The 24,289-nt window shown below is 68.8% G+C and carries 25 protein-coding genes; 12 read left to right on the top strand and 13 right to left on the bottom strand.

All coding sequences use genetic code 11. The features are described 5' to 3' along the window. The first annotated feature begins 82 nt into the window (after nt 1-82). Complete coding sequence (locus EBN03_RS23545) at nt 83-1,276, top strand: aminotransferase family protein (RefSeq protein WP_122190304.1); 1,194 nt, start codon at nt 83-85, stop codon at nt 1,274-1,276. Nucleotides 1,277-1,330: 54 nt separating this feature from the next. Further along, nucleotides 1,331-1,843, top strand: coding sequence for a mycothiol transferase (locus EBN03_RS23540; protein WP_122190263.1), 513 nt, complete (start codon nt 1,331-1,333; stop codon nt 1,841-1,843). A gap of 22 nt (nt 1,844-1,865) precedes the next feature. Here EBN03_RS23540 and EBN03_RS23535 read toward each other — a convergent pair whose 3' ends face one another. Genes EBN03_RS23535 through EBN03_RS23525 form a run of 3 tightly spaced genes read right to left on the bottom strand, consistent with a single transcriptional unit; the run spans nt 1,866 to nt 5,240 of the window. Further along, a complete protein-coding gene (locus EBN03_RS23535) occupies nt 1,866-2,549 on the bottom strand; it encodes an enoyl-CoA hydratase/isomerase family protein (RefSeq protein ID WP_233608572.1) in 684 nt (227 codons plus the stop codon). Nucleotides 2,550-2,597: 48 nt separating this feature from the next. Then, on the bottom strand, nt 2,598-3,428 hold the full coding sequence (locus tag EBN03_RS23530) for an SDR family oxidoreductase (RefSeq protein WP_122190261.1): 831 nt from the start codon (nt 3,426-3,428) through the stop codon (nt 2,598-2,600). Nucleotides 3,429-3,461: 33 nt separating this feature from the next. Further along, on the bottom strand, nt 3,462-5,240 hold the full coding sequence (locus EBN03_RS23525) for an N-acyl-D-amino-acid deacylase family protein (RefSeq protein WP_122190260.1): 1,779 nt from the start codon (nt 5,238-5,240) through the stop codon (nt 3,462-3,464). Nucleotides 5,241-5,413: 173 nt separating this feature from the next. On the opposite strand from EBN03_RS23525, the gene EBN03_RS23520 reads away from it, so the two are divergent. From EBN03_RS23520 to EBN03_RS35870, 5 genes are all read left to right on the top strand, one after another. Continuing rightward, nucleotides 5,414-6,322, top strand: coding sequence for an alpha/beta fold hydrolase (locus tag EBN03_RS23520; protein ID WP_122190259.1), 909 nt, complete (start codon nt 5,414-5,416; stop codon nt 6,320-6,322). Nucleotides 6,323-6,324: 2 nt separating this feature from the next. Continuing rightward, nucleotides 6,325-7,224, top strand: coding sequence for a metal-dependent hydrolase (locus tag EBN03_RS23515; RefSeq protein ID WP_122190258.1), 900 nt, complete (start codon nt 6,325-6,327; stop codon nt 7,222-7,224). Next, the gene (locus EBN03_RS23510; RefSeq protein ID WP_233608571.1) at nt 7,221-7,868 is read left to right on the top strand and encodes a ferredoxin reductase; all 648 of its coding nucleotides are present in this window, start codon (nt 7,221-7,223) and stop codon (nt 7,866-7,868) included. The genes EBN03_RS23515 and EBN03_RS23510 overlap by 4 nt, the downstream gene beginning before the upstream one ends. Further along, entirely contained in the window at nt 7,865-8,461 is a 597-nt protein-coding gene (locus tag EBN03_RS23505) for a TetR/AcrR family transcriptional regulator (protein WP_233608570.1), read from the top strand. Before EBN03_RS23510 ends, EBN03_RS23505 begins: the two co-directional genes overlap by 4 nt. Nucleotides 8,462-8,653: 192 nt before the next feature. Next, on the top strand, nt 8,654-8,920 hold the full coding sequence (locus tag EBN03_RS35870; RefSeq protein ID WP_122190257.1) for a CAP domain-containing protein: 267 nt from the start codon (nt 8,654-8,656) through the stop codon (nt 8,918-8,920). 59 nt (nt 8,921-8,979) lie between these two features. On the opposite strand, the gene EBN03_RS23495 is transcribed toward EBN03_RS35870, so the two are convergent. Continuing rightward, entirely contained in the window at nt 8,980-9,207 is a 228-nt protein-coding gene (locus EBN03_RS23495) for a DUF397 domain-containing protein (RefSeq protein ID WP_122190256.1), read from the bottom strand. Nucleotides 9,208-9,545: 338 nt separating this feature from the next. On the opposite strand from EBN03_RS23495, the gene EBN03_RS23490 reads away from it, so the two are divergent. Beyond that, the gene (locus EBN03_RS23490; RefSeq protein WP_158675722.1) at nt 9,546-10,154 is read left to right on the top strand and encodes a DUF5134 domain-containing protein; all 609 of its coding nucleotides are present in this window, start codon (nt 9,546-9,548) and stop codon (nt 10,152-10,154) included. A gap of 5 nt (nt 10,155-10,159) precedes the next feature. On the opposite strand, the gene EBN03_RS23485 is transcribed toward EBN03_RS23490, so the two are convergent. From EBN03_RS23485 to EBN03_RS23475, 3 genes are all read right to left on the bottom strand, one after another. Beyond that, nucleotides 10,160-10,852: a PhzF family phenazine biosynthesis protein gene (locus EBN03_RS23485; RefSeq protein WP_233608569.1), complete on the bottom strand. Its 693-nt coding sequence runs from the start codon at nt 10,850-10,852 to the stop codon at nt 10,160-10,162. Nucleotides 10,853-10,983: 131 nt separating this feature from the next. Further along, nucleotides 10,984-11,523, bottom strand: coding sequence for a carboxymuconolactone decarboxylase family protein (locus EBN03_RS23480; RefSeq protein WP_122190253.1), 540 nt, complete (start codon nt 11,521-11,523; stop codon nt 10,984-10,986). A 34-nt stretch (nt 11,524-11,557) separates the two neighbouring features. After that, nucleotides 11,558-12,145, bottom strand: coding sequence for a peroxiredoxin (locus EBN03_RS23475; protein ID WP_122190252.1), 588 nt, complete (start codon nt 12,143-12,145; stop codon nt 11,558-11,560). Nucleotides 12,146-12,260: 115 nt separating this feature from the next. Between EBN03_RS23475 and EBN03_RS23470 the strand changes: the two genes are divergently transcribed. Then, nucleotides 12,261-13,175 carry a hydrogen peroxide-inducible genes activator gene (locus tag EBN03_RS23470; RefSeq protein WP_122190251.1) on the top strand — a complete coding sequence of 305 codons (915 nt, stop codon included), beginning with the start codon at nt 12,261-12,263 and terminating at the stop codon, nt 13,173-13,175. A gap of 50 nt (nt 13,176-13,225) precedes the next feature. After that, nucleotides 13,226-14,032, top strand: a complete 807-nt coding sequence (locus EBN03_RS23465) for an MBL fold metallo-hydrolase (RefSeq protein WP_122190250.1) — start codon at nt 13,226-13,228, stop codon at nt 14,030-14,032. A gap of 59 nt (nt 14,033-14,091) precedes the next feature. Here EBN03_RS23465 and speD read toward each other — a convergent pair whose 3' ends face one another. From speD to EBN03_RS23445, 4 genes are all read right to left on the bottom strand, one after another. Next, nucleotides 14,092-15,309 carry an adenosylmethionine decarboxylase gene (speD, locus tag EBN03_RS23460; protein ID WP_122190249.1) on the bottom strand — a complete coding sequence of 406 codons (1,218 nt, stop codon included), beginning with the start codon at nt 15,307-15,309 and terminating at the stop codon, nt 14,092-14,094. Between the two features lie 8 nt (nt 15,310-15,317). Then, on the bottom strand, nt 15,318-16,379 hold the full coding sequence (locus EBN03_RS23455) for a type III PLP-dependent enzyme (RefSeq protein WP_122190301.1): 1,062 nt from the start codon (nt 16,377-16,379) through the stop codon (nt 15,318-15,320). A gap of 232 nt (nt 16,380-16,611) precedes the next feature. Further along, nucleotides 16,612-19,119, bottom strand: a complete 2,508-nt coding sequence (locus tag EBN03_RS23450; RefSeq protein ID WP_122190248.1) for a DEAD/DEAH box helicase — start codon at nt 19,117-19,119, stop codon at nt 16,612-16,614. Nucleotides 19,120-19,218: 99 nt separating this feature from the next. Then, nucleotides 19,219-20,151 carry a proteasome assembly chaperone family protein gene (locus tag EBN03_RS23445; RefSeq protein ID WP_122190247.1) on the bottom strand — a complete coding sequence of 311 codons (933 nt, stop codon included), beginning with the start codon at nt 20,149-20,151 and terminating at the stop codon, nt 19,219-19,221. Between the two features lie 367 nt (nt 20,152-20,518). Here EBN03_RS23445 and EBN03_RS23440 point away from each other — a divergent pair, with 367 nt between their 5' ends. Then, nucleotides 20,519-21,196: a DUF5642 family protein gene (locus tag EBN03_RS23440; protein ID WP_122190246.1), complete on the top strand. Its 678-nt coding sequence runs from the start codon at nt 20,519-20,521 to the stop codon at nt 21,194-21,196. Between the two features lie 78 nt (nt 21,197-21,274). Then, nucleotides 21,275-22,585, top strand: coding sequence for a DUF4192 domain-containing protein (locus EBN03_RS23435; protein ID WP_147471682.1), 1,311 nt, complete (start codon nt 21,275-21,277; stop codon nt 22,583-22,585). A 14-nt stretch (nt 22,586-22,599) separates the two neighbouring features. Here EBN03_RS23435 and galE read toward each other — a convergent pair whose 3' ends face one another. Together galE and EBN03_RS23425 are read right to left on the bottom strand one after the other, a co-directional pair. Then, nucleotides 22,600-23,580, bottom strand: coding sequence for a UDP-glucose 4-epimerase GalE (gene galE / locus EBN03_RS23430; protein ID WP_122190244.1), 981 nt, complete (start codon nt 23,578-23,580; stop codon nt 22,600-22,602). Between the two features lie 3 nt (nt 23,581-23,583). Next, the gene (locus EBN03_RS23425) at nt 23,584-24,270 is read right to left on the bottom strand and encodes a metal-dependent transcriptional regulator (protein ID WP_122190243.1); all 687 of its coding nucleotides are present in this window, start codon (nt 24,268-24,270) and stop codon (nt 23,584-23,586) included. Between the last annotated feature and the right edge of the window lie 19 nt (nt 24,271-24,289).

Here is a 24,289-nt window from a genome sequence, read left to right as displayed (position 1 = left end):
AGGCGACATTTCGTCGGCTCGGGTGGGCCGATCGCGGGAAAGGAGTCCCTTCGTGGGTTCGCTGTGGCACGGTTTCGCGGATATGGGTGCGGTCGAGCGGGACGGGGCGTTCGTCGTCGCACGGGGTGAGGGTGCCCACATCTGGGACGAGGCCGGCACGCGGTATCTGGACGCGACCGGTGGACTCTGGTTCGCCAATGTCGGGCACGGGCGCCGCGAGATCGCCGACGCGGTCGCGGACCAGCTGGCGAACATCGCGCACTACTCCAACTTCGGTGACCTGGTCCCCGCGGTGACCCGGGACCTGGCCGAACGGCTCGCCGAGCTGGCGCCGGTGGCGGGTTCGAAGGTCATGTTCACCTCCGGTGGTTCGGATTCCGTCGACACTGCCGCTAAGCTGGCCCGGCGGTTCTGGGTGGCGCAGGGCCGCCCGGACAAGACCCTGATCGTGGGCCGCCAGAAGGCCTATCACGGCATGCACTACGCCGGGACCGCGCTGGGCGGCCTCCCGCTCAACGCCGAGGGTTACGGCGAGCTGGTTCCCACGGCGCGGACCGTCGACTGGGACTCGGCCGCCGCGCTGCAGACCCTGATCGACGAGGTCGGCGCCGACCGGATCGCCGCCTTCTTCTGCGAGCCGATCATCGGTGCCGGTGGCGTCTATCCGCCCCCGGAGGGCTATCTGACCGAGGTGCGCCGCATCTGCCGCGACAACGACATCCTGTTCGTCGCCGACGAGGTGGTGACCGGGTTCGGCCGGATCGGCGGATCGTGGTTCGCCTCCACCCGATTCGGGCTCGAACCCGACATCATGACCACCGCCAAGGGCCTGACGTCCGGGTACGTCCCGATGGGCGCGGTCTTCGTGGCGCCCCGGGTGGCCGAGCCGTTCTACGCCGGCGGCACCTGGTTCCGGCACGGCTACACCTACGGCGGGCACGCGGGTGCGGCGGCCGCCGCCATGGCCAACCTCGACATCCTCGAGCGCGAGCGGCTGCTGGACGCCAGCAAGAACCTGGAATCACTACTGCACGAACACTTCTCGCCGCTGGCCGCACACCCGAAGGTCGCGGAGGTGCGCAGCGGTGTCGGTGCGGTCGCCGCGGTACAGCTGGCCGACCCGGCCGAGGCGCCGGCAATGGTGAAAGCGCTTCGCGCCGAGGGGGTTTCGGGTCGCGCGGCGGGCGCCGGCGCGCTGCAGATCTCCCCGTCGTTCGTGATCACCGAGGATCAGGTGGTGGAGCTGGCCGCGGCGTTCACCCGCGCGCTGGGCTGACGCGGGCACGCGTGGCGGGGAATATCCACCGTCCACGGATGCTTGGATGGGGGCATGACGAGCGCTGACTTGCTGGTGGACGCCTTCGGGCGGGTCGAGGAGAACGTGCACGGTGCCGTGGCCGGGCTGACGACCGAGGAGCTGGCGGTCCGGCCGGACGGCGACGCCAATTCGATCGCGTGGCTGATCTGGCATCTGACCCGCGTCCAGGACGACCATATTGCCGAGGTCGCGGGCCTGGACCAGGTGTGGACGGCGGCGGGCTGGGCCGAGCGGTTCGCGTTGCCCTTCGCCGCCGCCACCACCGGTTACGGTCACGGCTCCGCCGAAGTAGCTCAGCTGGAGGGTATTTCGGCGGAGCTGCTGCTGGGCTACTTCGACGCGGTGCACGAACAGACCATCGGATACGTCTCGACGCTCACCGACGCCGATCTGCCGCGCATCGTCGACACCCGCTGGGATCCGCCGGTGACATTGGGTGTCCGGCTGATCAGCGTCGTCGACGACGACATCCAGCACGCCGGTCAGGCCGCCTACGTGCGCGGAATGCTGTTGCGCCGCCGGTGATCCCGGGTCCGGCGGCACGGTGTCACGCGGTCAGGGCCAGCTCGCTCAATCCGGCCAGGACATCGCGGTACAGCCACCGCTTCATGGCGGACAGTCCCGGTCCGCGGGTGCGGGCGAGGCCGGCGGCGATCGACACCGCCGCGGCGAGCGTCGCGTCGGCATCGCCGGCGATCGCGTCGACGATGCCGGCGTCGAGGGCTTCCACGCCGCCGTATCGGTGGCCGGTGAGGATCGCGGTGCGTGCGGTGCGAGCGGGCAGTCGCGCGGTCAACAGGTCCGCCATACCGCCCGGGAGGATCAGTCCCGTGCTGCCGAGGTCCAGCCCGAGGTCGATCTCCGGCAGGCAGAAGAAGCCGCGGTCGGCGCGCATGACCCGCTGGTCGTGAGCCATGGCGAACAGGGCGCCGCCGGCGAACACGTGCCCTCGGATCGCCGCGACCGTCGGGACGGACAGGGTGAGCACGCGGGCGAACAACCGCTGCCCGGCCATCAGGTACTCGCCGACATCGGGCCGCAGGAACCGTTCGGGTTCGAAGCCGAGCGAGTAGAACTTGCCGGTGCCGGTGGTGACGAGCCCGGCCGGGCCGGTGGATCGTTCGACTTCGTCGAGGCAGGCCTGGACCTCGTTCATCCAGTCCGGGGTCAGGCGATTCTCGGTGTCGGCCTGGCCCTCGACGCCGAGGTCCAGGACGAACACCTCGTTCATACGATGTAGGTAGGGCACGGAATTCCGTTTCGTCGCAGGGGAAGTGGATCAGGCCGGCGGGTCGACGAAGATGTCGTACTCCAGCTCGGTGCCGATGCCGTAGCCGGACAGGTCGGTCACGCCGGCCTCGGCGAGGATGTCGACGTCGATGGCGGTGCGGCCGGTGAACTCGTCTGCGGGCTGGGTGAGGATGTGCAGGGCGGCGTCGGCGACGATGTCGGGGGTGCGGGCGCGGTTGACCGCGGAGTCGCCGCCGAGCAGGTTCTGCACGGCGGCGGTGGCGATGAGGGTTTGCGGCCACAGGCAGTTCGCGGCGATCCCGTCGGTGGCGAATTCGGCGGCGAATCCCAGTGTGAGCAGGGTCATTCCGTATTTGGCGACCATGTAGGGCGGGTGTTCGCCGAGCCAGCGCTGGCTGAGGTTGAGTGGCGGGGACAGGCTCAGGATGTGCGGGTTCGCCGACTTGCGCAGGTGCGGGACGGCGGTGCGGGTGAGCAGGAAGGTGCCGCGGATCTGGATCTGCTGCAGCAGGTCGAACTTCTTCACCGGGAGGTCGACGCTGTTGCCCAGGTCGAGGGCGCTGGCGTTGTTGACCACGATGTCGATGCTGCCGAACTGGGCTACGGCTTGTTCGACGGCGGCGATGACCGAGTCTTCTTCGCGCACATCGCCGACCACGGGCAGGGCGTGACCGCCGACGGCCTCGATCGCGGCGGCCGCGGTGTGGATGGTTCCTTCGAGTTTGGGGTGGGGTTGGGCGGTTTTGGCGAGCAGCGCGATGTTGGCGCCGTGGCGGGCGGCGGCTAGGGCGATGGCCAGGCCGATGCCGCGGCTACCGCCGGACATCAGCAGCGTGCGCCCGGAGAGCGAGTTCGTCATCGATGAATTCCTTTGCAGCAGTGGGTCGATGGTTCAGGCGGGGACGGTGGTGGTGCCGTGCACCGGGCGGTCGGCCGGCAGGAAGCGGCCCGGACCCCAGGTGTCGCCGAGGCCGGCGGCGAAGACGCCGTCGCGATAGACGATCCGGCCGTTCACGATGGTGGCGGTCACCGTCCGGTCGTTGCGGTTGACCATGCGCCGCAGACCGCCGTATTCGGCGACCGGTTCCTCCGCGAGCTGATGCACCGAGTCGTCGAGCGCGGCCGGGTCGACGATCACGATGTCGGCGCGGTCGCCCACGCGCAGATGGCCCGCGTCGAGGTGGTACCAGTCGGCGAGTTCGCCGGTGAGCCGGTGCACGGCCCGCGGCACGGTGAGGAACGGCTTGCGGGTGGCCTGTGCCCGCCGCACCCGTTCCAGCAGCCGCAGGTGGTAGTTGTAGAAGGCCATGTTGCGCAGGTGGGCGCCGGCGTCGCCGAATCCCATGTGCACGTGCTTGTTCGCGGCCAGCTTGTCCAGGTACTTGGGCCGGTGGTTGGCCACCGTGGTCCGCCAGCGGACCGCTCCGCCGTATTCGACGACGGTGTCGAGGAACGCGTCGACGGGGTGGATGCCGCGGTCGCGGCCGAGCTGCCCGAAGCTGCGGCCGATCAGGGCTATGTCGGGTGCGTCGACGATGACCGCGTCGAACAGGTCGCGGTGCCAGATCTTGGGGGAGAAGCGATTCTCGTAGTCGCGCCGGAACCAGCGCCGATAGTCCTTGTCCTGCAACAGTTCGTTGCGCTCGAGCTGGTCCTTGATGTCGAGTGCGGCCGAGCCGGAACCGAATTCCTCGAACACCACCAGATCCATGCCGTCGGCGTGGACGGAGAACTCCACGGGCAGATGCTGCCACTGGAACGCGCCGCGCAACAGACGGTTGAGGATCGGGGCGCCGTAGAGCATGAAGTAGATCAGCGGCGGATACGCCTTGGAGTCGGCGGCCGACAGCAGCGACACCTGCAGGCGCTTGCGCCGGAAGCGACCGGATGCGGCGAGGAAGAACTGAAGGATATTGGGGTTGAGCGAGATTCGCGGCGTGCTCTGCAGGATGCGGTCGCGATCGCGGAGGACGGCGTTGAGTGCCCGGAACTCGCGGCCCCGCACGAACGACGACGGGAGTGTGCGGGAGCGGTAGCGGTCGCCGTCGACCTTGTCGATCGAGTTGGTGGTCGACGACAGGCCGAGGAAGCCGGCGTCGAGCGCCTCGCCGAGCCACTGGCGCATGGCGTCGATCTCGGCGTCGGTGGGCCGGGTGGCGGGGTCGCAGGCGCGGTCCATGCCCATGACCCGGATCCGCATGTCGGAGTGGCCGAGGAAACCGGCGATGTTGAGTCCCAGCGGCAGGGCGTCGACCGCCGCGGCGAATTCGGCGGGGCCGGACCAGGTCCGGTGCTGCCCGAGCACACCCATGACGATGTCGCGGGGTACCGCCTCGACGCGGCTGAAGATGTCGGCGCATTCGTCGTCGGCGGCCAGAATGGTGGTCAGGGAACAGTTTCCGACGATCGCCGTGGTGACGCCGTGGCGCACCGATTCGGTGAGCGCCGGGCGCGTGAGCATTTCGACGTCGTAGTGGGTATGTACGTCGATGAAACCGGGCATGACCCATTTGCCGGCCGCGTCGATCACCTCGTCGGCGTGGTCCGGATCGAGATCCGTGACGGTGGCCACGACTTCGCCGGCCCGGATGCCGAGGTCGCGCACGACCGGTTCGGCGCCGGTGCCGTCGAACCACAGTCCGTTCTTCACGATCAGTTCGAAGCGGTCCACACCTACTCCTTCTCCATGCACACTCGCATGTTAGGGACCGTCCGTGGCTGAGGGCTAGTCACTCTTGCCTACCAGCACTTGCGGCTTTACCGTATCTGTCGGTTACGGTAAAGTACTGACGATAACATGCACAACTGAATGTTATTGCCCAGAGTTCGGAGAAAAGGACGGCAATGCGCCCGGAACTACTCGAATCCGCCGCTCCCGGCCGGGACGTCGCCGCGCTCGCCTGGGGTGACCCCGGCGCACCGGTGGTGATCCTCGTGCATGGGTTCCCGGATACCGCGTGGACCTGGCGGTACCTCGGGCCCGCGCTGGCGGATCAGGGATGGCGGGTGATCGCCCCGTTCACCCGCGGCTACGCACCCACCGGGATCACCGGTGACTACGACATCGGCGCCCTGGTCGCCGACGTCCACGCGGTCCGCGCCGCGCATTCCCGGACCCGCCCCGCCCTGCTGGTCGGACACGACTGGGGCGGCGCGATCGTCAGCGCGGTCGCCTCGTCCGATCCCGCGGGCTTCGCCGCCGTCGCGATCCTGGCGATCCCGCCGCTGCCGGCAATCGTGCGCGGCGCGCTCCGCCCGCGCGGCCTGCTGGCGCTCGTCCGGCAAGCGCCCCGCTCCTGGTACATGGCGTTCTTCCAGCTCCCGGGACTCGCCGAACGGGTCGGTCCGCGGTTGTTCGACCTGCTGTGGCGGGCCTGGGCGCCGAGCTACGACAGCCGAGCCGACCGCGAGCACCTGCGGACCGCGCTGCCCGATCGCGCCCACCGCCGGGCCGCGATCACCTACTACCGCGCCATGCTCAACCCGTGGGTCCGGCGGCGCGCTGCCGCCGGGACGTACCGCCGCGCCTTCGGGCGGCTGCGCCTGCCCACGCTGTACCTGCACGGCAGCGACGACACCTGCGGGCGAGTCGATCTCGGTGATCGTGCCCTCGACTACTGCCCGCCCGACAGCGCCCGGATCGTGGTTCCCGACGCCGGACACTTCCTGCATCTGGAAGCGCCGGACCGCGTCGGTGAACTGATCACCACCTGGGCTGCCACCCATCGACCCACCGCCGGCTCGGAGAACTGACCATGCGACGCTTCCGCCGAAAGCCCACTCCGCCCGACCTGCTCGACCCGGGCCCGCTCGCGCTGCGCGCCCGCAATGTCCGGTTCGACATCGAAGACGCACCGCTGCACTGGATTCCGGGTGAACCCGTTGCATCGCACCTGGTGAGTTCGTTCAATTTCATCTTCCCCGAGGCCGAACGGTTCTTCATCGACGCGTTCACCGAAGCGCTATCGCACATTCGCGACGAACGTATCCGGGAGGACGTGCTCGGGTTCATCGGCCAGGAGACCCTGCACGCCGACACCCACCAGATGACGATGGGCGCGTTCTTCGCCCGGCACGGGATCGACACCACACCGCTGGAGCGGCAGAACGAATGGCTGTTCCGCCGTCTCCTCGGCCCGCGCGCCGTCGCCGACGAACGCGAGGCCCGGCAATGGCTGGTGGAACGCTTGTCGTTCATCGCGGCCTGCGAGAACTTCACCGCCTTTCTCGGTGATTTCGCGCTGAACAACACCTGGGCCGACCATGGCGCGCACCGTGACATGGCACAGATGTGGCGCTGGCACGGTGCCGAGGAAATGGAACACCGGACGGTCGCGCACGATGTCGCCCACTATTTCGATCCGTCGTACCGGCGGCGAGTGCGCACGATGCTGATCGCGGTTCCGGGATTGCTGTTCCTGTTCGCGCGGGCGGCCCGGTTCCTGGTCGCGCACGATCCCGCGGTGCCCGCGCATCGGTTCGCCGTGCTCCGAGGCTTCTTCAGCGCGGGCCGTCGCGGTCTGCTACCGACCCCGCGGATGATCCTGGCGTCGATCCGCGACTACCTGCGACCGTCCTATTCCCCGGTGAAAATGGGCTCGATGGCTCAGGCCCTCACCTTCCTGGCCGAGGTCGAGGTGACGAACGCGGCATGAGTATTCCCACCGAGATTCGCGCCGCGATCCCGCCCGACCTGCGCGGGCGCCGCGCCCGGGACCGGATCCTGCGCGCGCTGGACATCGCCATGCGGGTGTGGCTGCGCCTGCTGCGGTGGCTGGCGCAGCCAGGCTCGCAAACAGCGCCGGGTGCGCACCGGCACCAGGTTCGGGTGGTGCGCCGGACAGCGGTGGCGGTCGACGGATCGGTGGTCGCGTTCGAATTCGAGCGCCCCGACGGTTCACCGCTGCCGTCCTGGCAGCCGGGAGCGCACATCGACGTGACACTGCCGTCCGGACGGTACCGCCAGTACTCGCTGTGCGGTGACCTCGCCGACCGCACCCGGTATCGCATCGCCGTGCGGCGGATCGAAGGTGGCGGGTCGGCCGAGCTTCACGACGAGGTGGCCGAGGGAACGATGCTGACCGTCGGCACACCCCGCAACGCGTTCCCGCTGGCCGTAGGCGGCGGTGCGGCCACCGCCCGGCCGGTCCGGTTCATCGCGGGCGGGATCGGGATCACCCCGATCCTGCCCTCTGTCACAGTTGCCGCTTGCCGACCCCGGACGGGGAGGGCTTCCTGCCCTGTGTGGAGCGCCCGGATGATGGCAGGAGGGTTGTCGAACTCTAGAGTTGTCATGTGACGACACTCAGGGAGCCGCAGCAGGAGCGGGGGATCAACACCCGCAACCGCATTCTCGACGCGGCCGCGCAACTGCTCGCCGAGGAGGGCTGGTCGGCCGCGTCGGTGAGTGAGGTCGCCAAGCGCGCCGGGGTCACCCGTGGAGCGGTGCAGCATCATTTCACCGATCGGGAAGGGCTGTTCACCGTCGCGATCGAATACGTGCTGGAGAATCGCGTCGCCGAATTCCACGATCAGGCGAAGGGATTTCCCGCGGGTCCCGGTCGTACGCTCGCGGTGGTCCGGACCGTGGTGGAACAGCATCAGGGGGCGAGTTTCGCGGCCACATTGCAATTGTGTGTGGCGGCGCACGGTGAACCCGCGCTGCGGCCCCGGGTGGCTGCGATGGAAGCCGAAATGGGTGCCAAATACTACTGGGCGCTCATCGAGTTGCTCCGGCTGGACGGTTCGGATCCCAAGGTGCGCACCACTGTGCAGGCATTTCTCGACAGTGCGCGTGGGCTGGGGCTGGCCGGTTTCATCGGCGACGATTCCCGTCGGCGTGAGCGGGTGACTCGGCGCTGGGCCGAAATGATCGACGAATTATCGGCCTGACCCGGCCGATAATTGTCGTCGGGCGCAATTGTGCTGTGGGGCAATAGATTTCATCCTGTCGGTATTGCATTTACGTCGTTCACTCTGAGAGCATCATCGCCGTGTTCACGCCCTGTGGCGTGAATGCGATTCTGCGGCCGAATGATTCGGCCGGAACTCAGTATGTGAACGGAGCAACACCAGTCGGACGTCATACGGGACCAGGGCTTCTTCTCGCACACCGATCCCGACGGTACCGACCCGGGCGACCGGATCGCCGCCGCCGGTTACACCTGGCAGGCCTACGGCGAGAACATCGCCCAGGGGCAGGCCGACGCGAACGCCGTCGTGACGGCCTGGATGAACAGTCCGGGGCACCGCGCGAACATCCTGAACTGTGGCTTCACCCAGATCGGTATCGGCATCGCCGACGGATCGGGCGGCCCTTGGTGGACGCAGGATTTCGGCACGCCGTCATAGGTAGGTAGTGGCGACCCTCGGAGGGTCCGCGGAACCTCCGAGGGTCCACGCACGGAACTCTAGGCCGACAGCGCGAATTCGCCGTTTCGCACGCCGTCGGTGAAGGCATTCCACTCGCCGGGAGTGCAGATGATGGCCGGCCCGGCCGGGTCGGAGTGCCGGATCGCCACGTTCCCGTCCGCCAGCTCCGCGACGTGGAGGCAATTCCCGGACGGGTTGCTGGCGGTGGCCTTGCGGAACGCGACGGCGGTCCGCAGCTCGGCCGAATTCGGAGCGAATGTGTTCATCGCGAGTTCCTTCTTCCCTGGATTCGGCTGCCGGCTAGGCGGGTTCGATGCGGTCGGGGTTCTCGGCGTCGTAGCAGGACGCCCCGTCCGGTCCGGGTTCGTACACGGTTCCATCACCTCCTCGTGGGTTGTGATCGTGTGGCGTTCGCCATGCATAGGCTTACCAGCTTCATTCGTCGAGCGCAAGCTTGATCAAATTATCTAGGCACACATAGATGACGGAACCCGGTTGCACCTGTGGCGTTCCCGATCGTCACTTACCGGAAACCGGCTGTGGCGGGACGGCTTCGGGTGCGAGCATGAGAATGTCCGGCATGCCTCGTGGGAGGTGGTGGGGTGTGGAGACATTCGTCCTGCAGTACGAACTGCTGCGCTGGGGGATGCTGGCGGGATTCGTGGTCACCGCGGCCACGGTGATCCGCCGGGTTGCGCGAGCAGGACCGGAATGTGCTGCGGGCCGGGCGGTTCCGGTCGTGGACCGGCATTCGGACGCGGCGCATCTGCTGATGTGCCTGGTGATGGCGGCGATGCTGATGTTCCCGCTGCGGGCCGACCCCGCGGCCCTGCGTGGGGTGCTGACCGCCATGACGGTGGTGTACGGAGTCCTGCTGACCACGCGAATCATGCACCGGCACAACGGAAACGGTGACGTCCACCGGGTAACGGCGATCGGGTACCACCTGGCCGCCGCGGCGGCCATGCTACTGGCCGTGTCGGGAACGCACGCCGGTCACGCCATGGGGCATACGCCGGGAGCGCCGCCGTCCGTATTGGTCACGCTGGCAGCGGTTTTCGCCGCGGACGCGGTGCTCATGGCCGTGCCGGCCTCCGGCGAGCTACGGCGGCGGCTGGTGCCGCACGGGCCCGCCGGCGGCGGCCCGGTGATTCCGCACATGGTGATGGACCTCGGTACCGCCTACATGCTGGTCGCGGCGGCGATCGGCTGAGCGGTTCAGGCCTGCACCGGGTCGGCGGCGGCCACCCGGCCGCCCAGATCGACCCAGCCGTCGGAGTCCCAGGAGGTGAACAGCTGCGAGCCCTGGCCCTGCACGATCCGCAGGCTGCGTCGCAGGCGGGCGGTCAGCGCGACCGCCGCCGCGCCGGTGGCCTCGTCCTCGGCGACACCCAGCCCGGGGGCGAACATGCGGGACCGGATCGCGCCGCGCTCCTGATCCACCCACGCCCAGACATAGTGCTGACCCGCCGGGTAGTGGGCCGGATCGGCCGCGACGACGTCGTCGGCGTCGCCCAGTTCGTGAAAGGTGAACTCGGGCGCCCAGTCGGGCCGGGCGCGCACCCAGGTCATCCCGTCGGCCCGGCTGACCTGGACCTTGCCCGCCGTCACGAGCAGGGTCTCGACCGCGGTGCCGTGGTCGGCCAGCCACCACGCGGTCCCGATCGTCGGATGCCCGGCGAACGGCAGTTCCACCATCGGGGTGAAGATGCGGAGTTCGGCAGTGCCGTCGGCCGGCTCGCCGACCACCACGGTCTCGCTGTAGCCGAGGGTCGCGGCAAGTTCCTGCGGGTCGCGGTCGCCGAGCTGGGCGGCCCGGACGATTCCGAGCGGGTTGCCGAATCGGCCCGACGGGTCGGTGAAGACTCGAACCACGTCGATGCGGCGGCGATCTGTGTCGACAGCGTCCACGGTGTTCGACGATACCGGACGGGCACCCCCGCAACAGGTTTCATGCCTGTGACCAGCGTCTCTGCGCACTCGCGCCAGAAACGGCCGAATGCCGCGTACCCGGCGGGTACGCGGCATTCGAGCGTGACGAATCAGACGTTCGCGGCGGCGAGCGCCTCGGTGGACGCCACCGCCTGGCCGACACCGGCCACGATCGCCGCCACGCGCAGCGCCTCGAAGATCACCTCGCGGGAGGCGCCCTCCTCACGCAGCGTGTGCTCGTGGGCCTCCAGGCAGTGCTGGCAGCCGTTGATCGAGGAGACCGCGAAGGACCACAGTTCGAAATCGGCCTTCTCGACGCCCGGGGTGCCGATGATCTGCATGCGCAAACCGGCGCGCAGGTCGTCGTAGCGGCCCTCCAGGAACGCCTTGCCCCGGTAGAACACGTTGTTCATGCCCATGATGGAGGCCGCGCCCAGCGCCGCCGAGTACGCCTCGGCGGACAGGATGTCGGCCGCCTCCTCGGCGATCTCGCGCAGCGTGGTGGCCGAGCGGGTCGCCGCGGCCGACGCCAGCAGGGTGCCCCACAGCTGCTGCTCCGAGAGCACCGTGGAACGCGCGACCGACGACAGGTTGAGCTTGAGGTCCTTGGCGTACTCGGGCAGCGAGTTCTTCAGGTTATCGATGGACATGGCAGGGCACTCCTAACGAATTGCGGGCTTCGAACTAGACCGACGCCGACATGAGCTCGCCGGCCTTGATGGTCGGGTCGCCCTTCTTCCAGTTGCAGGCACACAGCTCGTCGGACTGCAGCGCGTCCAGCACGCGCAGCACCTCGTCGACGTTGCGGCCGACGGAACCGGCGGTCACGGAGACGAACTGGATCTCGTTGTTCGGGTCGACGATGAAGGTGGCGCGGTCGGCGACACCGTCGGCGTTCAGCACACCGGTCGCGGCGGACAGCTCACGCTTGAGGTCCGACAGCATCGGGAAGGGGAGGGTCTTGAGGTCCTCGTGCTGTGCGCGCCACTGGAAGTGCACGAACTCGTTGTCGACCGACACGCCCAGCACCTGCGCGTCGCGGTCGGCGAACTCGTCGTTCAGCTTGCCGAACGCGGCGATCTCGGTCGGGCAGACGAAGGTGAAGTCCTTGGGCCAGAAGAACACGATCCGCCACTTGCCCGCGTTGTCGTCGCTCGACACCTGGGTGAAGTAGTCGTCGGGGCGCTGCGCGTTCACCTGCGAGAGGTCGCCGCCGATGACCGCGGTGAGGTTGTAGGCGGGGAACTGATCGCCGATGGTCAGCAGTGCCATTGCTGTCTCCTTGTGCTCTGTTCGCATGGTGGGTACCTGGCTGGGGCTTCCGGACACGATCTTGCACGGACCCGGTTAAAAGGTAAAGGTGATCACTCGCACTAGACTGATAGGCGTGACTGATCAGACTTATCAGCCAACCCTGTCGCAGCTGCGTGCGTTCGTGGCGATCGCCGAATACCGGCACTTCGGCACCGCGGCCGCCCGGCTCGCTGTGAGCCAGCCCACGTTATCCCAGTCCCTCGCATCATTGGAAAACGGACTGGGACTGCAGCTCATCGAGCGCAGCACCCGGCGCGTCATGGTCACCCCGGACGGTGAACGGCTGCTGCCGCAGGCGATCGCGACCCTCGACGCGGCCGACCGGTTCGTGGCCGCCGCGGCGGGCGGCGTCGGCAGCACCCTGCGGCTGGGCATCATTCCCACCGTGGCGCCCTACGTGCTGCCCAGCCTGCTACCGGAGCTGCGCCTGCGCATGGCCGGGCTGGTGCCGCACATCATCGAGGACCAGACCGCGCGGCTGCTCGACGGCCTGCGCACCGGAGTGCTCGACGTCGCGCTGCTGGCCCTGCCCACCGAGGTCCCCGGACTGGTCGAGATCCCGCTCTACAACGAACAGTTCGTGCTGGTGCTGCCGCACGGTCACGAACTGGCCTGGCGCACCGACGTATCGGTGGACGCCCTCGACGACCTGCCGCTGCTGCTGCTCGACGAGGGACACTGCCTGCGCGACCAGACACTCGAACTGTGCCGCTCCGAAGGCATCCGGCCCGGCACCGTCGGCGACACCCGAGCCGCGTCGCTGCCGACCGTCGTGCAGTGCGTGGCCGGCGGGCTGGGCGTCTCGCTGCTGCCGGAGATGGCGGTGGCCGCCGAGACCGGCCGCGGCCGGCTCGATCTGGCCCGCTTCGCCGACCCCGCACCCGGCCGCACCCTCGGTCTGGCCTTCCGCGCGTCCAGCACGCGCGCGGGGGACTTCGAGGAGCTGGCGCAGATCGTGCGCGCCCACCGGCCCGGGGTCACGGCCTGATCGGGCCGTGCGATTGACCCGCCGCCGGGGCTTCTGACAGGCTTTTCCACGTGCGGATTCATCATCTCAACTGCGGCACCATGTCGGCCGGAGTCGTCGATCACTGTCTGCTGATCGAAACCCGCGACACCCTGGTGCTGGTGGACACCGGGTTCGGGCTGGACTGCGTGCGCGATCCGGGCGCGATGGTGGGACCGATGCGATTCGCGTTCGGCGCGAAGCTGGTCGAGCACGAGACCGCGATCCGCCAGATCCAAGCGCTGGGCTACGACCCGGCAGATGTCGGCCACATCATCCTCACCCACCTCGACCTCGACCACGCCGGCGGTCTCGCCGACTTCCCGCGCGCGCTCGTGCACGTGCACAGCCCCGAATTCCTCGCGGTCACCGCGCGCCGCACCATGAACGAGAAGATCCGCTACCGGGCCCGGCAATGGGCGCACGGACCGCGCTGGATGGTCAACGAGGACACCGGCGGTGCCGAGTGGTTCGGTTTCCGGGCGGTCCGCGAACTCGAGGGCCTGCCGCCGGAGATCCTGGTCGTGCCGCTGACCGGGCACACCCGCGGGCACGTGGGCGTCGCCGTCGACACCGGGTACGGCTGGCTGCTGCACGCCGGCGGCGCGTTCAACTTCGACGGTGAGATCCATCCCGAGGGCGGCTCGGTGCCGCTGCACATGCGCGCGTATCAGCTGGCCACCGCGGTCGATCTGCCTCAGTTCCAGGAGAACCAGCGTCGGCTGCGCGACCTGCGCCGCGACCACGGCAATCAGATCACGATCATCAACTCGCACGACAAGAAGCTCTTCCGGCAGATGCAGCAGCACGCGCCGATCCGGCCGCCGAGCTTCGGCTGAGGCGAAACACGAACGCCCGCCCGGAATACCGGGCGGGCGTTCGTGTATCCGCCTGAGTGTCAGCCGATCTTGGCCAGCGCGCGCAGGCCGTGCGGCTCGATCGCGCCCCGGACCAGCGCCCGCTCGTCGACCGTCTCCGCCGTGTAGGGCAGCGTGCCCAGCTTGGCGGTCATGACCGCGACCGGGTCGGCGATCTGCTCGGTGACACCGAACAGGAAGGTCCACTCGTGCTCGTCGGAGCCGTAGGGGACGACCGTGCCGAACAGGTCGTCGAAGCGGGCGAAGGACCGCTTCAGGGTTTCGTTGCGCCACATGGTCGGACAGCCCGCCTGCGCCGCCAGCACGCCGCCGGGCGCCAGCAGCGCCTTACATCGGTTGAGGAAGTCCTCCTCGTACAGACGGTTGTGCTGCGCGTCCTCGACCCGCTCGTCCGGCAGGTCGATGACGACGACGTCGTAGCGCACGCCCTCGGCCTCGGCCTCGGCCAGGAAGTCCCAGCCGTCGGCGTAGTGGACCTTGATCGGGCCGTCGCCCGCGACCGCCGCGGCCAGCTCGGCCTCGGAGTAGCCGTAGGGCAGGTGCTTGGCGCACAGCTCGACCTCGAGCTGGTCGATGTCGACGTGGTCGACGCGGGACGCGCCGGCGGCCACCGACATCTGGCTCGCCACACCCTCACCGGAACCGATGATCAGCACGTTGTCCAGCTTCGCGGCCAGCGCGTAGGCCGGCACCAGCATCGCCTCGTGGTAGGTCAGCTGGCTGAACTCGGTGGACTGGCGGTCGTTGTCGGAGAACAGCGAGATGCCCTGCTCGGTCCGCGCGATCACCATGTGCTGGAACGGGGTGTCGGTCTCGACGATCACGTCCTGCACGTCCCAGACCCGGGTCAGGCCCTCGCCCACCGGCTCGTGGATGCGCCGGGCGCCGTGGCCGCGCTGCAGCACCTCCATGTGCACCGACTTCGGCGACAGCTCCTGCTGCAGCAGTTCGACCGCCTTCGTGGCGCCCGCACCGATGGTGCCGCAGGTGAAAACATCGATGAAGATGTCACCGGATTCCGGGTAGGTGTGGATCGAAGCGTGCGATTCCGAGAGCAGCGCGAGCAGCGTCGCACCCTGCGGCTCGAACTTCTTGCGCGTCATATCGCAGATCGTCACGCCCGCGGCGATCAACGATTTTCGAAGCGCGGCTTCGAGTCGCTCGATATCGTCGCAGAGGGCAGCGTCGACACCACCGAACTCGGCCAGCACGTGCCAGCCGGTGAATTCTGCCGTCATGGGCAAACTCACTCTCGCTCAGCGCCGATGACCGTGACGGCCAAGGGCGGAAAACCGTTGAAGGACACCGACGAATAGCTCGCCGTGTAAGCGCCGGTATCGAGGATCCGAATCGGATCACCGGCTTGCAGCGTGGTCGGCAGGAGAACACGCGTACGTTGATAGAGCACATCGTCGCCGTCGCAAGTCGGACCGGCGACCACCGCTTCCTCGAGCGGATCGCCGTCGCGCCCGGTCTCGAACCGGTAAGCGATGTACTCGTTCTCGGTCTCGGCCATTCCGTTGTAACGGCCGATGTCGAGATAGACCCAGCGCCGCCCGTCCGGCGCCTTGCGCACAGAGACTACCTCCGCGTGGACGACACCGGCATTACCCACCAGGGCGCGGCCGGGCTCCACGATGAGTTCGGTGTGCTCCGGGAGGGATTCGGCCATCGCCGCGGCGATCACCTCACCCAGTTCGGTCGTTCCGGGAGCCGGATCGGCGTAGGAGATCGGCAGACCACCACCGATGTTCACCGCCGTGACCGAAATGTCCTTGACCGCGAGCGCTTCGGCGATGGCACCGGCCTGTTCGATGCCGATCCGCCAGGCCGCGGGATCCAGTTGCTGCGAGCCGACATGGAAGTAGGGACCGACCACTCGCAGGCCCAGATCGCGGGCGCGCACCAGCAGGTGCACGGCCTCGCCGGGCGCGCAACCGAACTTGGTACCGAACGGCGTCTGCGACTGCGGAGCGGACGCCAGGAATCGGCATTCCACTTCCGAATTCGGCGCGAATTCAGCAATTCGTTCGAGATCGCTTTCGGTGTCGAACGCATAGCGGCGGACACCGGCGGCATAAGCCGCCGCGATATGTGTCGCCTTCTTGATCGGATTGCCGTAGCAGAGGACGGCCGGATCCACTCCCAGTCCCAGGCACTGCTCGATCTCGCCGATGGAGGCGACATCGAACTCCGCGCCCTCGTCTGCGAGGAGCCGGATGATCTCCGGCTGCGGAGAAGCCTTGACTGCGAAACGAATTCGAGCCGTGGGTAAGGCGGAGCGCAGTGCGCGGAAGTTGTCGCGCACGCGCTGGAGGTCGATCACGAGACAAGGCGACTCGGGCGCGTGTGAACCAGGCAATCTAAGGGGACTCTCTTTCTTCCGTGCGGCTGAGCGCACCAGACAGCAAGCCAGGCTAGCAGCGCAGAACCACAGAAAACGAATCGACGGGGTGAACGTCGCGTAGATCACGCAGACGCTGGGACACCGGGTTTTCGATGGTGGACGCATGCGTCCACCGGCGGACAGTATTGGGCCGTCATCCCGCGGTCACCGCGATGTCGTCGAAGACCACCTCACCGGCGGCATCGGACTCGGAAAGATCGACCACCGCGTCCACCGACCAGCCGTGATCACCGGCCGGATCGGCCAGCACCTGACGCACCTGCCAGAACCCGGGACGGGTCGTGACCTGGAAGAGCTGCGGTCCGCGAGCGTCGGGACCGGTACCGATAGTGCCGTACTCGGCGAAATAGGCCGCCAGCTCGGCTTCCCAGTCCAGCTCGTCGCCCAGTTCGTCGAGCGCTGCCCAGCGCCGCGTCGCGGCCAGTTCGACTCGGCGGAACATGGCATTGCGGACCAGCACCCGGAACGACCGCTCGTTCGCGGTGATCGGCCGGATCGTCTCCGCGCCGAACGCCACCTGCTCGGTATCGGACTCCGCACCGGGGTTGGTCAACTGCTCCCACTCGTCGAGCAGGCTGGAGTCGACCTGGCGTACCAGCTCACCGAGCCACTCGGTCAGGTCGTCGAGTTCCTCGGTGCGCGCGGCCTCCGGAACCGTCCGGCGCAGTGCACGATAGGCGTCGGCCAGATAACGCAGCACCACGCCCTCGGAGCGCGCCAGATCGTAGAGCGACACCAGTTCGGCGAAAGTCAAAGCGCGCTCGACCATCTCGCGTACCACCGACTTCGGGGCCGGCGCGAACTCCGACACCCACGGATGGCCGGCCCGGTAGGTCTCGAACGCGGGCTCGATCAGCTCGGCCAGCGGCTTGGGCCAGGTGATCTCCTCGAGCAGCTCCATGCGCTCGTCGTATTCGATTCCGTCGGCCTTCATCTCGGCCACCGCGGCGCCGCGCGCGCGATGCTGCTGGGCGAGCAGCAGCTGACGCGGGTCTTCCAGCGTGGATTCGATGAGGGACACGATATCCAGTGTGTAGGTCGGTGCCGAGGTGTCAAGTAGCTCCAGCGCGGCCAGCGCGAACGGCGACAGGGGCTGATCGAGCGCGAAGTCGCGCTGCAGGTCCACCGTGAGCCGGGCGTGGCGGCCGAATTCGTCGGGCGTGTCGAGTTGCTGGACCACACCGGATTCGCGCAGCGCGCGGTACAGCCGGATCGCGGCCAGGATGTGCCTGCGCTGCGCGGGCCGCGGCTCGTGATTGTCCTCGAGCAGGTGGCGCATCGCGGTGAAGCAGTTGCCCTTGCGCGAAATCACGTTCAACAGCATCGAATTGGTGACCCGGAAGCGGGACACCATCGGTTCCGGCGGCGCCGCGACCAGCCGGTCGAAGGTCTCCTCCGACCACGACACGAAACCCTCCGGCGGCTTGCGCTTCACGACCTTGCGCAGCTTCTTCGGGTCGTCGCCGGCCTTGGCCAGCAGACGAGCGTTCTCCACCTCGTGCTCGGGCGCCTGCACGACCACCGTGCCCATGGTGTCGTAGCCGGCGCGGCCCGCGCGGCCCGCGATCTGATGGAATTCGCGCGCCTTCAACCGGCGGGTCCGCACTCCGTCGAACTTGGTCAACCCGGTCAACAGCACGGTGCGGATCGGCACATTGATCCCGACCCCGAGCGTGTCGGTGCCGCACACCACCTTGAGCAGCCCGTCCTGAGCCAGCTTCTCCACCAGCCGGCGGTACTTCGGCAGCATGCCGGCGTGGTGCACGCCGATCCCGTGCCGGAGCAGGCGGGACAGGGTCTTACCGAATCCGGTGGTGAACCGGAAGCCGCCCAGGGCCTCCGCGATGGCGTCTTTCTCGGCCTTCGAGGCGAAGTTGACGCTGGTCAGCGCCTGCGCGCGCTCGAGGGCGGCGGCCTGGGTGAAGTGCACCACGTACACCGGCGCCTGGCTGGTGGTCACCAGGTCCTCGAGCGTCTCGGTGATCGGGGTGCGCGCGTAGGAGAACATCAGCGGCACCGGGCGTTCGGTGCCGGCGACCACCGCGGTGCCGCGGCCGGTGCGGCGTTCCAGGTCGCGGGCGAAGAAGTCGACCTCACCCAAAGTGGCCGACATCAGCAGGAATTGCGCGTTCGGCAGCTCGATCAGCGGCACCTGCCAGGCCCAACCGCGATCGGGGTCGGCGTAGTAATGGAATTCGTCCATCACCACCTGGCCGACGTTCGCCGCCGCGCCCTCGCGCAGCGCCAGATTGGCCAGGATCTCCGCGGTCGCGCAGATGATCGGCGCGTTCGGGTTCACCGCCGCGTCACCGGTCACCATGCCGACCCGGTCGGCCCCGAAGATCTCGCACAGCGCGAAGAACTTCTCGCTCACCAGCGCCTTGATCGGTGCCGTGTAATAGCTGCGCTGACCCCGGTTGAGGGCGGCGAAGTGCGCGCCCAGCGCCACCATGGACTTACCCGAACCGGTCGGAGTGGCCAGGATCACGTTGCCGCCGGTCATGAGCTCCAGCAGCGCTTCCTCCTGCGCCGGATACAGCGTCAGCCCCTGCTCGCCGGCCCATTCGGCGAACGTCTCGAACAGCCAGTCGGCGTCCACATCGTGGACGACCTGATCAGGCACGAGTTCGGACAGCTGCACGTGGTCCGACTCTACAGGTGACAGGCGGGTTGCCCCGAATCAGCGGTGCCCCGCGACCCGAGTCCGGGTGCGGGGCAACCGATCTGCGCGGCGCGCCGATCAGGACGCGGGGTCGTCGGTCCCGTCGAGTCCGGCCAGGAAACGCTCGAACTCGGCGCCCAACTCCTCGCCGGTGGGCAGCTCACCGTCACCGGCGAGCAGGCTCGACTGACGTTCCTGCGCGGTGACGAAGTTGTCGTACTGCCGCTCGAGGGCCTGCACCACCGTCTCGACCTCGGCGTTTCCCGAGATGTGCTCGTCGACCTGCTCGCGGACCCGCGCGGCGGCCTCGCCGAGGGCGGCCAGCGACAGTTCCAGGCCGGCGTTCTCGGCGACGTTCTCCAGCAGGGTCTGCGCGGCCTCGGGATAGGCGGTCTGCGCGAGGTAGTGCGGCACATGCACGGAGAAGCCGACGGACTCGTGATTGTGCTGTGCCATACGGTATTCCAGCAGTGCCGAGGCGCTGCCCGGAATCTGCAGTTCGCCGGGCCAGCGCTGGTGGTCGCCGATGAGTTCCGGGTCGCTGCCGTGTGCGGTCAGGCCGAGCGGGCGGGTGTGCGGAATGGCCATCGGGATCGCGCTCAGCCCGATGGTGCGGCGCACGCCGAGCTGCTCGGCGAGCAGCCGCACCGCGGTGACGAAGCGCTCCCAGCGCAGATCGGGTTCCAGGCCCGAGAGCAGCAGGAACGGCGTACCGGCGGTGTCCTTCACGGCCCACAGGTTCAGCTCGGGCTCGGTGTAGTCGGAGAAGTGATCCGACTTGAAGGTCATCAGCGGGCGCCGCGAGCGGTAGTCCAGCAGTTCGTCGACGTCGAAGGACGCGACCAGTTCGGTTTCCAGGCTCTCGCGCAGATGTGTGGTCGCCAGGCGCACGGCGTGACCCGCGTCGGTGAAACCCTCGAGGCCGTGGATGAGCACGGGGCCGGCGCCGTCCGCGGAGGACAGCTGGGGAGCGGGGAACTCCAGCTCGTACATGCGCGATTCGTTGTCCATCGCGTACTCCTTCCCGGTCCTTTCGTGCGGCCGCGCCGTTGTTCGCCACCGTCGTCTGCGGTTGCCGCCACGGGCGCCGTCCGATCGGCGTACGTCGTTGCCGCCGTGCCGGTACACGACGGACCGTTTCTCCATTGTCGCTCACCGGCTCACACGCACCCCGGTCGGGGCGTGACGCTCTCCGGTGCAACAGCGGCTGCGCGTCGGGCATTCCCGGTGGCCCGGTCACCCGGATTCGCCCGACCAGCGCATACCCGCACCACGCCCCCGGCGTGGCGTGCGGGAGCACCGCCGCGAACTGGGCATAGTGGTCCCCGTGATCGTGCCGGATGTCCCGGACCTTCGATGCGCCCGCATCCTGCGTCCAATGCTCGGGTACGCGGTGCTGGGCTCTCTGCTCGCCGCGTGCGGGTCGACCGTGTCCGGCCACCCGGGCCCGGCCACGACCGGCGGCCCGCAGCGGCTCGATCGGCACATCGCGGCGCCGCTATCGACCCTGCTGCCCGGTCCGGAGCAGTTTCCGAACGGGTACGCGGTGCTCACGTTGCCGCCAGACCGGGCCCGACAGGCGGGTACCGACCTGGCCGGCATTCCGGCCGGTAGCGCGACCGACCCGGCGGACTGCGCGCCGCCGGTGCCGCCGCCGGGAACCGACGACCCGGCCGCCGAGGTCGGCTCCGACGACACCACCCGCACCTCGATCACCGTCGAATTGACCCGCGACACCGAACCACTGGCGACCCTGCGTGACCAGCTGGAACGTTGCACGGTGGTCCGGACACTCGGCGGCTCGATCACGAAAACCGTGACGACGGAACTGCTTCCACCCCCACCGGCCGACGCGGACGACACGCTGGCCCTGCATCGCACGGTCGCCGGGGCAGTCGGTGGCCCCGGGCTGACCCAGTCGACCACCGCGCTGATCGCCCAGATCGACGACGTACGGATCACGGTGGCGTCGTTGATCTTCGGTGACGCGCCCGCCGATACGACCGCGCTGGACCAGGTGTTCACCGCCGCCGTGGATCGGGTTCGCGCCGGTTAGCCCACCGCCTAGCAGACACCACCGACAGGAAACGGTGTCGCCCGGCCGTTTCCGGGCAGGTGCGCACAGGTGCTCGCGTTGTCCACAGGGCGGCCGTTCGCCCAGGTCGGCGTCGCGGCGGTCCGGCGGCCGGCGCGCATCGTGGGAGCCATGACGACTCCCACCGAACCCGGCCACCGGATCGGCCGCGCCCAGCGCCCGGCACCATCGTCCCCGCCGAGACCCGAATCGGGTGGTCCCGCACCGGCTTCCGCGCCCGCTACCCCGCCCCGTGCGCCGGCGGGCAGCTGGCAACCGCCCGCGCTGTGTATCGACGCGCCCGGCGAGTTCATCGCCGCCGTGCCGGCCGTGCTGGGCTTCATGCCTCGTCGTTCGATCGTGGTGTGCCTGCTGCAACCGATCGCGGATCAGCCCGATTCGCTGATGCTCGGCGCGGTGGCCCGCCACGACCTGACCATGCCCGACGGCAGCCACCGGCTGCGGCTGGCCACCCGGCTGGCCGCCATCTGCGTCCAGGAACGCGCGGTGGCGGTGCTGATCCTGGTGGTCGACGACCGGCTGGCCTCGCGCAGTCCCACCCGGCCCGTGGCGCTGCGACGCCGGCACCGGGAGCTACTGCAGGTACTGCGAACGGAATTGAGTGCCGCGCGGGTGGCGGTCGCCGACGCCTGGGCGGTCCGCGAGATCGCCGCCGATGCCGCGTGGTGGGGGCTGGCGGAACCGGATCGTTCCGGGCGGCAATCGGATCCGTCCGGATCGCCGATCGCCCTCGCCACCGTGCTGGACGGCCGGCCGATCCACGCGTCGCGCGCCGAACTGGAGTCGAGCGTCCGCGTCGACCGCGAGTTCGCGGCCGCGGTCGCCGAGCTGCTTCCGCGGGCGGTGCGCGACCGGGATCAGGCGTTCCGGCGTGCCCTGCGGCGCCGGGACGTGCCCGGTTATCGGCGTGAACTGCTGGCGCGGGTGCTGGCGCAGGTCGACCGGTTCGCGGCCACCGACCGCCTGGATCCCGCGGCTACCGCGGAAATCGCTGTGGCACTACGGGATCCGATCGTCCGGGATGCGATGTTCGGGCTGGCCGCGAGTCCGCGCGCCCGGGCCGCGGAGCTGCTGTGGGCTCGGATGAGCCCAGGCCTGTCCGGTCCCGACCGCGCCGAGGCCGCCGCGCTCTTCGGGTACAGCGCCTACGCCCGGGGTGACGGACCGCTCGCCGGGGTGGCCCTGACGGCGGCGCTGGACGCCGACCCCAGGCACGCGATGGCGGCCCTGCTCAGCGAGGCACTGCAGTACGGCATGCGTCCAGAGACGATCGGCACTCTGGCCGAGAGCGGCCGCGCCAAGGCGGCCGAACTCGGCGTCGATCTCGCCGTCGACGGCGGACCGCGATGAACCCGGCCGCGTGGCTACCGTGCGCTGTGCGCGCGGGGGCCCAACTCCCGCAGGAAGTTCCAGGCGTCGGTGACGATCTCGTCGAGGTCGTTGTGCGCGGGCGCCCAGCCGAGTTCGTCGATCGCGCGAGCACTCGACGCGATCAGCACCGCCGGGTCACCGGCGCGGCGTGGCACATCCACCGACGGGATCGGCAGCCCGGTCACCCGCCGGCACGCCTCGATCACCTCGCGGACCGAGAAGCCGGTTCCGCTGCCGAGGTTCACGATCCGGTGCTCGCCGGGGCGGGAAGTCGCCAGTGCCAGCAGATGAGCCTGGGCCAGGTCGCGGATGTGGATGTAGTCGCGCACCGCGGTGCCGTCGGCGGTCGGGTAGTCGGTGCCGAACACCGAGATCGACTCGCGGTGCCCCAGCGCTGTCTGCAGGACCAGCGGGATGAGATGCGTTTCCACCACGCGGTTCTCACCGAGACCGCCGTAGGCGCCCGCGACGTTGAAGTACCGCAGGCTCGTGGCCGCCAGGCCGTGCGCGACCGCGTAGGAGGTGATGGCGTGGTCGATGGCGAGCTTGGAGGCGCCGTACGGGTTGGTCGGACGGGTCGGGGAATCCTCGGTGATCGGCACCTGCTCGGGCTCGCCGTACACCGCGGCCGTGGAGGAGAACACCAATCGCGGTGTGCCCGAACGGCGGATCGCCTCGAGCAGCTCGAAGGTCTTGACGACGTTGCCGTGCCAGTACTTCTCCGGCAGCTGCACCGACTCGCCGACCAGCGACTGGGCCGCGAAATGCAGGACGGCGTCGAAGGATTCGGTCTCGATCAGCTTGACACCGGTGGTGGCGATATCACCCTCGTAGAAGGTGGCCCCGGCCGGCACGCCATCGGCGTTCCCGGTCGACAGGTCGTCCACGACGACCACCTCGTGGCCGTCCTCCAGCAGTACCGCCGCGCAGGTGCCGCCGACGTAACCGGCGCCGCCCGTGACCAGAAGTTTCATGTATCAGACCAGTTTCGCCTGGACGGCATGCGCCATCTCGTCGGACAGTTCGAAGCCCTCGTGCCCCGGCACGGAAATCACCACTCCGCCGGAACGCCCCTCCACGGTGACGCGGGCGTCGGGAACCACACCGGCCTCACGCAGCTGGGAGATGATCTCGGGATCGGTCTGGATGTGCTCGGACAGCCGGCGGATCACCACGGCGGACGCCTGCCCGGCCGGCAGATCCGACAGCCGCACCAGCTTCTCCGTCGCATCGTCGCGCGGAATCACGCCGAGTTCGTCGAGACCGGGGATGGGGTTGCCGTAAGGAGACGTGGTCGGATTGTTGAGCACCTCGACCAGCCGGCGCTCGACCTCCTCGCTCATCACGTGTTCCCAGCGGCACGCCTCGGCATGCACGTTCTGCCAGTCGAGTCCGATGACGTCGACCAGCAGTCGTTCCGCCAAGCGGTGTTTGCGCATCACCGCGACCGCCATCGCGCGGCCCTTGTCGGTGAGCTCGAGGTGGCGGTCGCCCGCCACCAGCAGCAGTCCGTCGCGCTCCATGCGGGCGACGGTCTGGCTCACCGTAGGACCGCTCTGCTCGAGGCGTTCGGCGATGCGCGCCCGCAGCGGCACCACACCCTCTTCCTCGAGGTCGTAGATCGTACGGAGATACATCTCCGTGGTATCCACCAGATCCTTCACCTGTCACCCCTAACGTCGG

It is taken from the genome of Nocardia stercoris, from assembly GCF_003696265.1.
Lineage (GTDB): Bacteria > Actinomycetota > Actinomycetes > Mycobacteriales > Mycobacteriaceae > Nocardia > Nocardia stercoris.
Note: the sequence above shows the minus strand (reverse complement) of the source record. Positions and strands in the feature narration are given on the sequence as shown.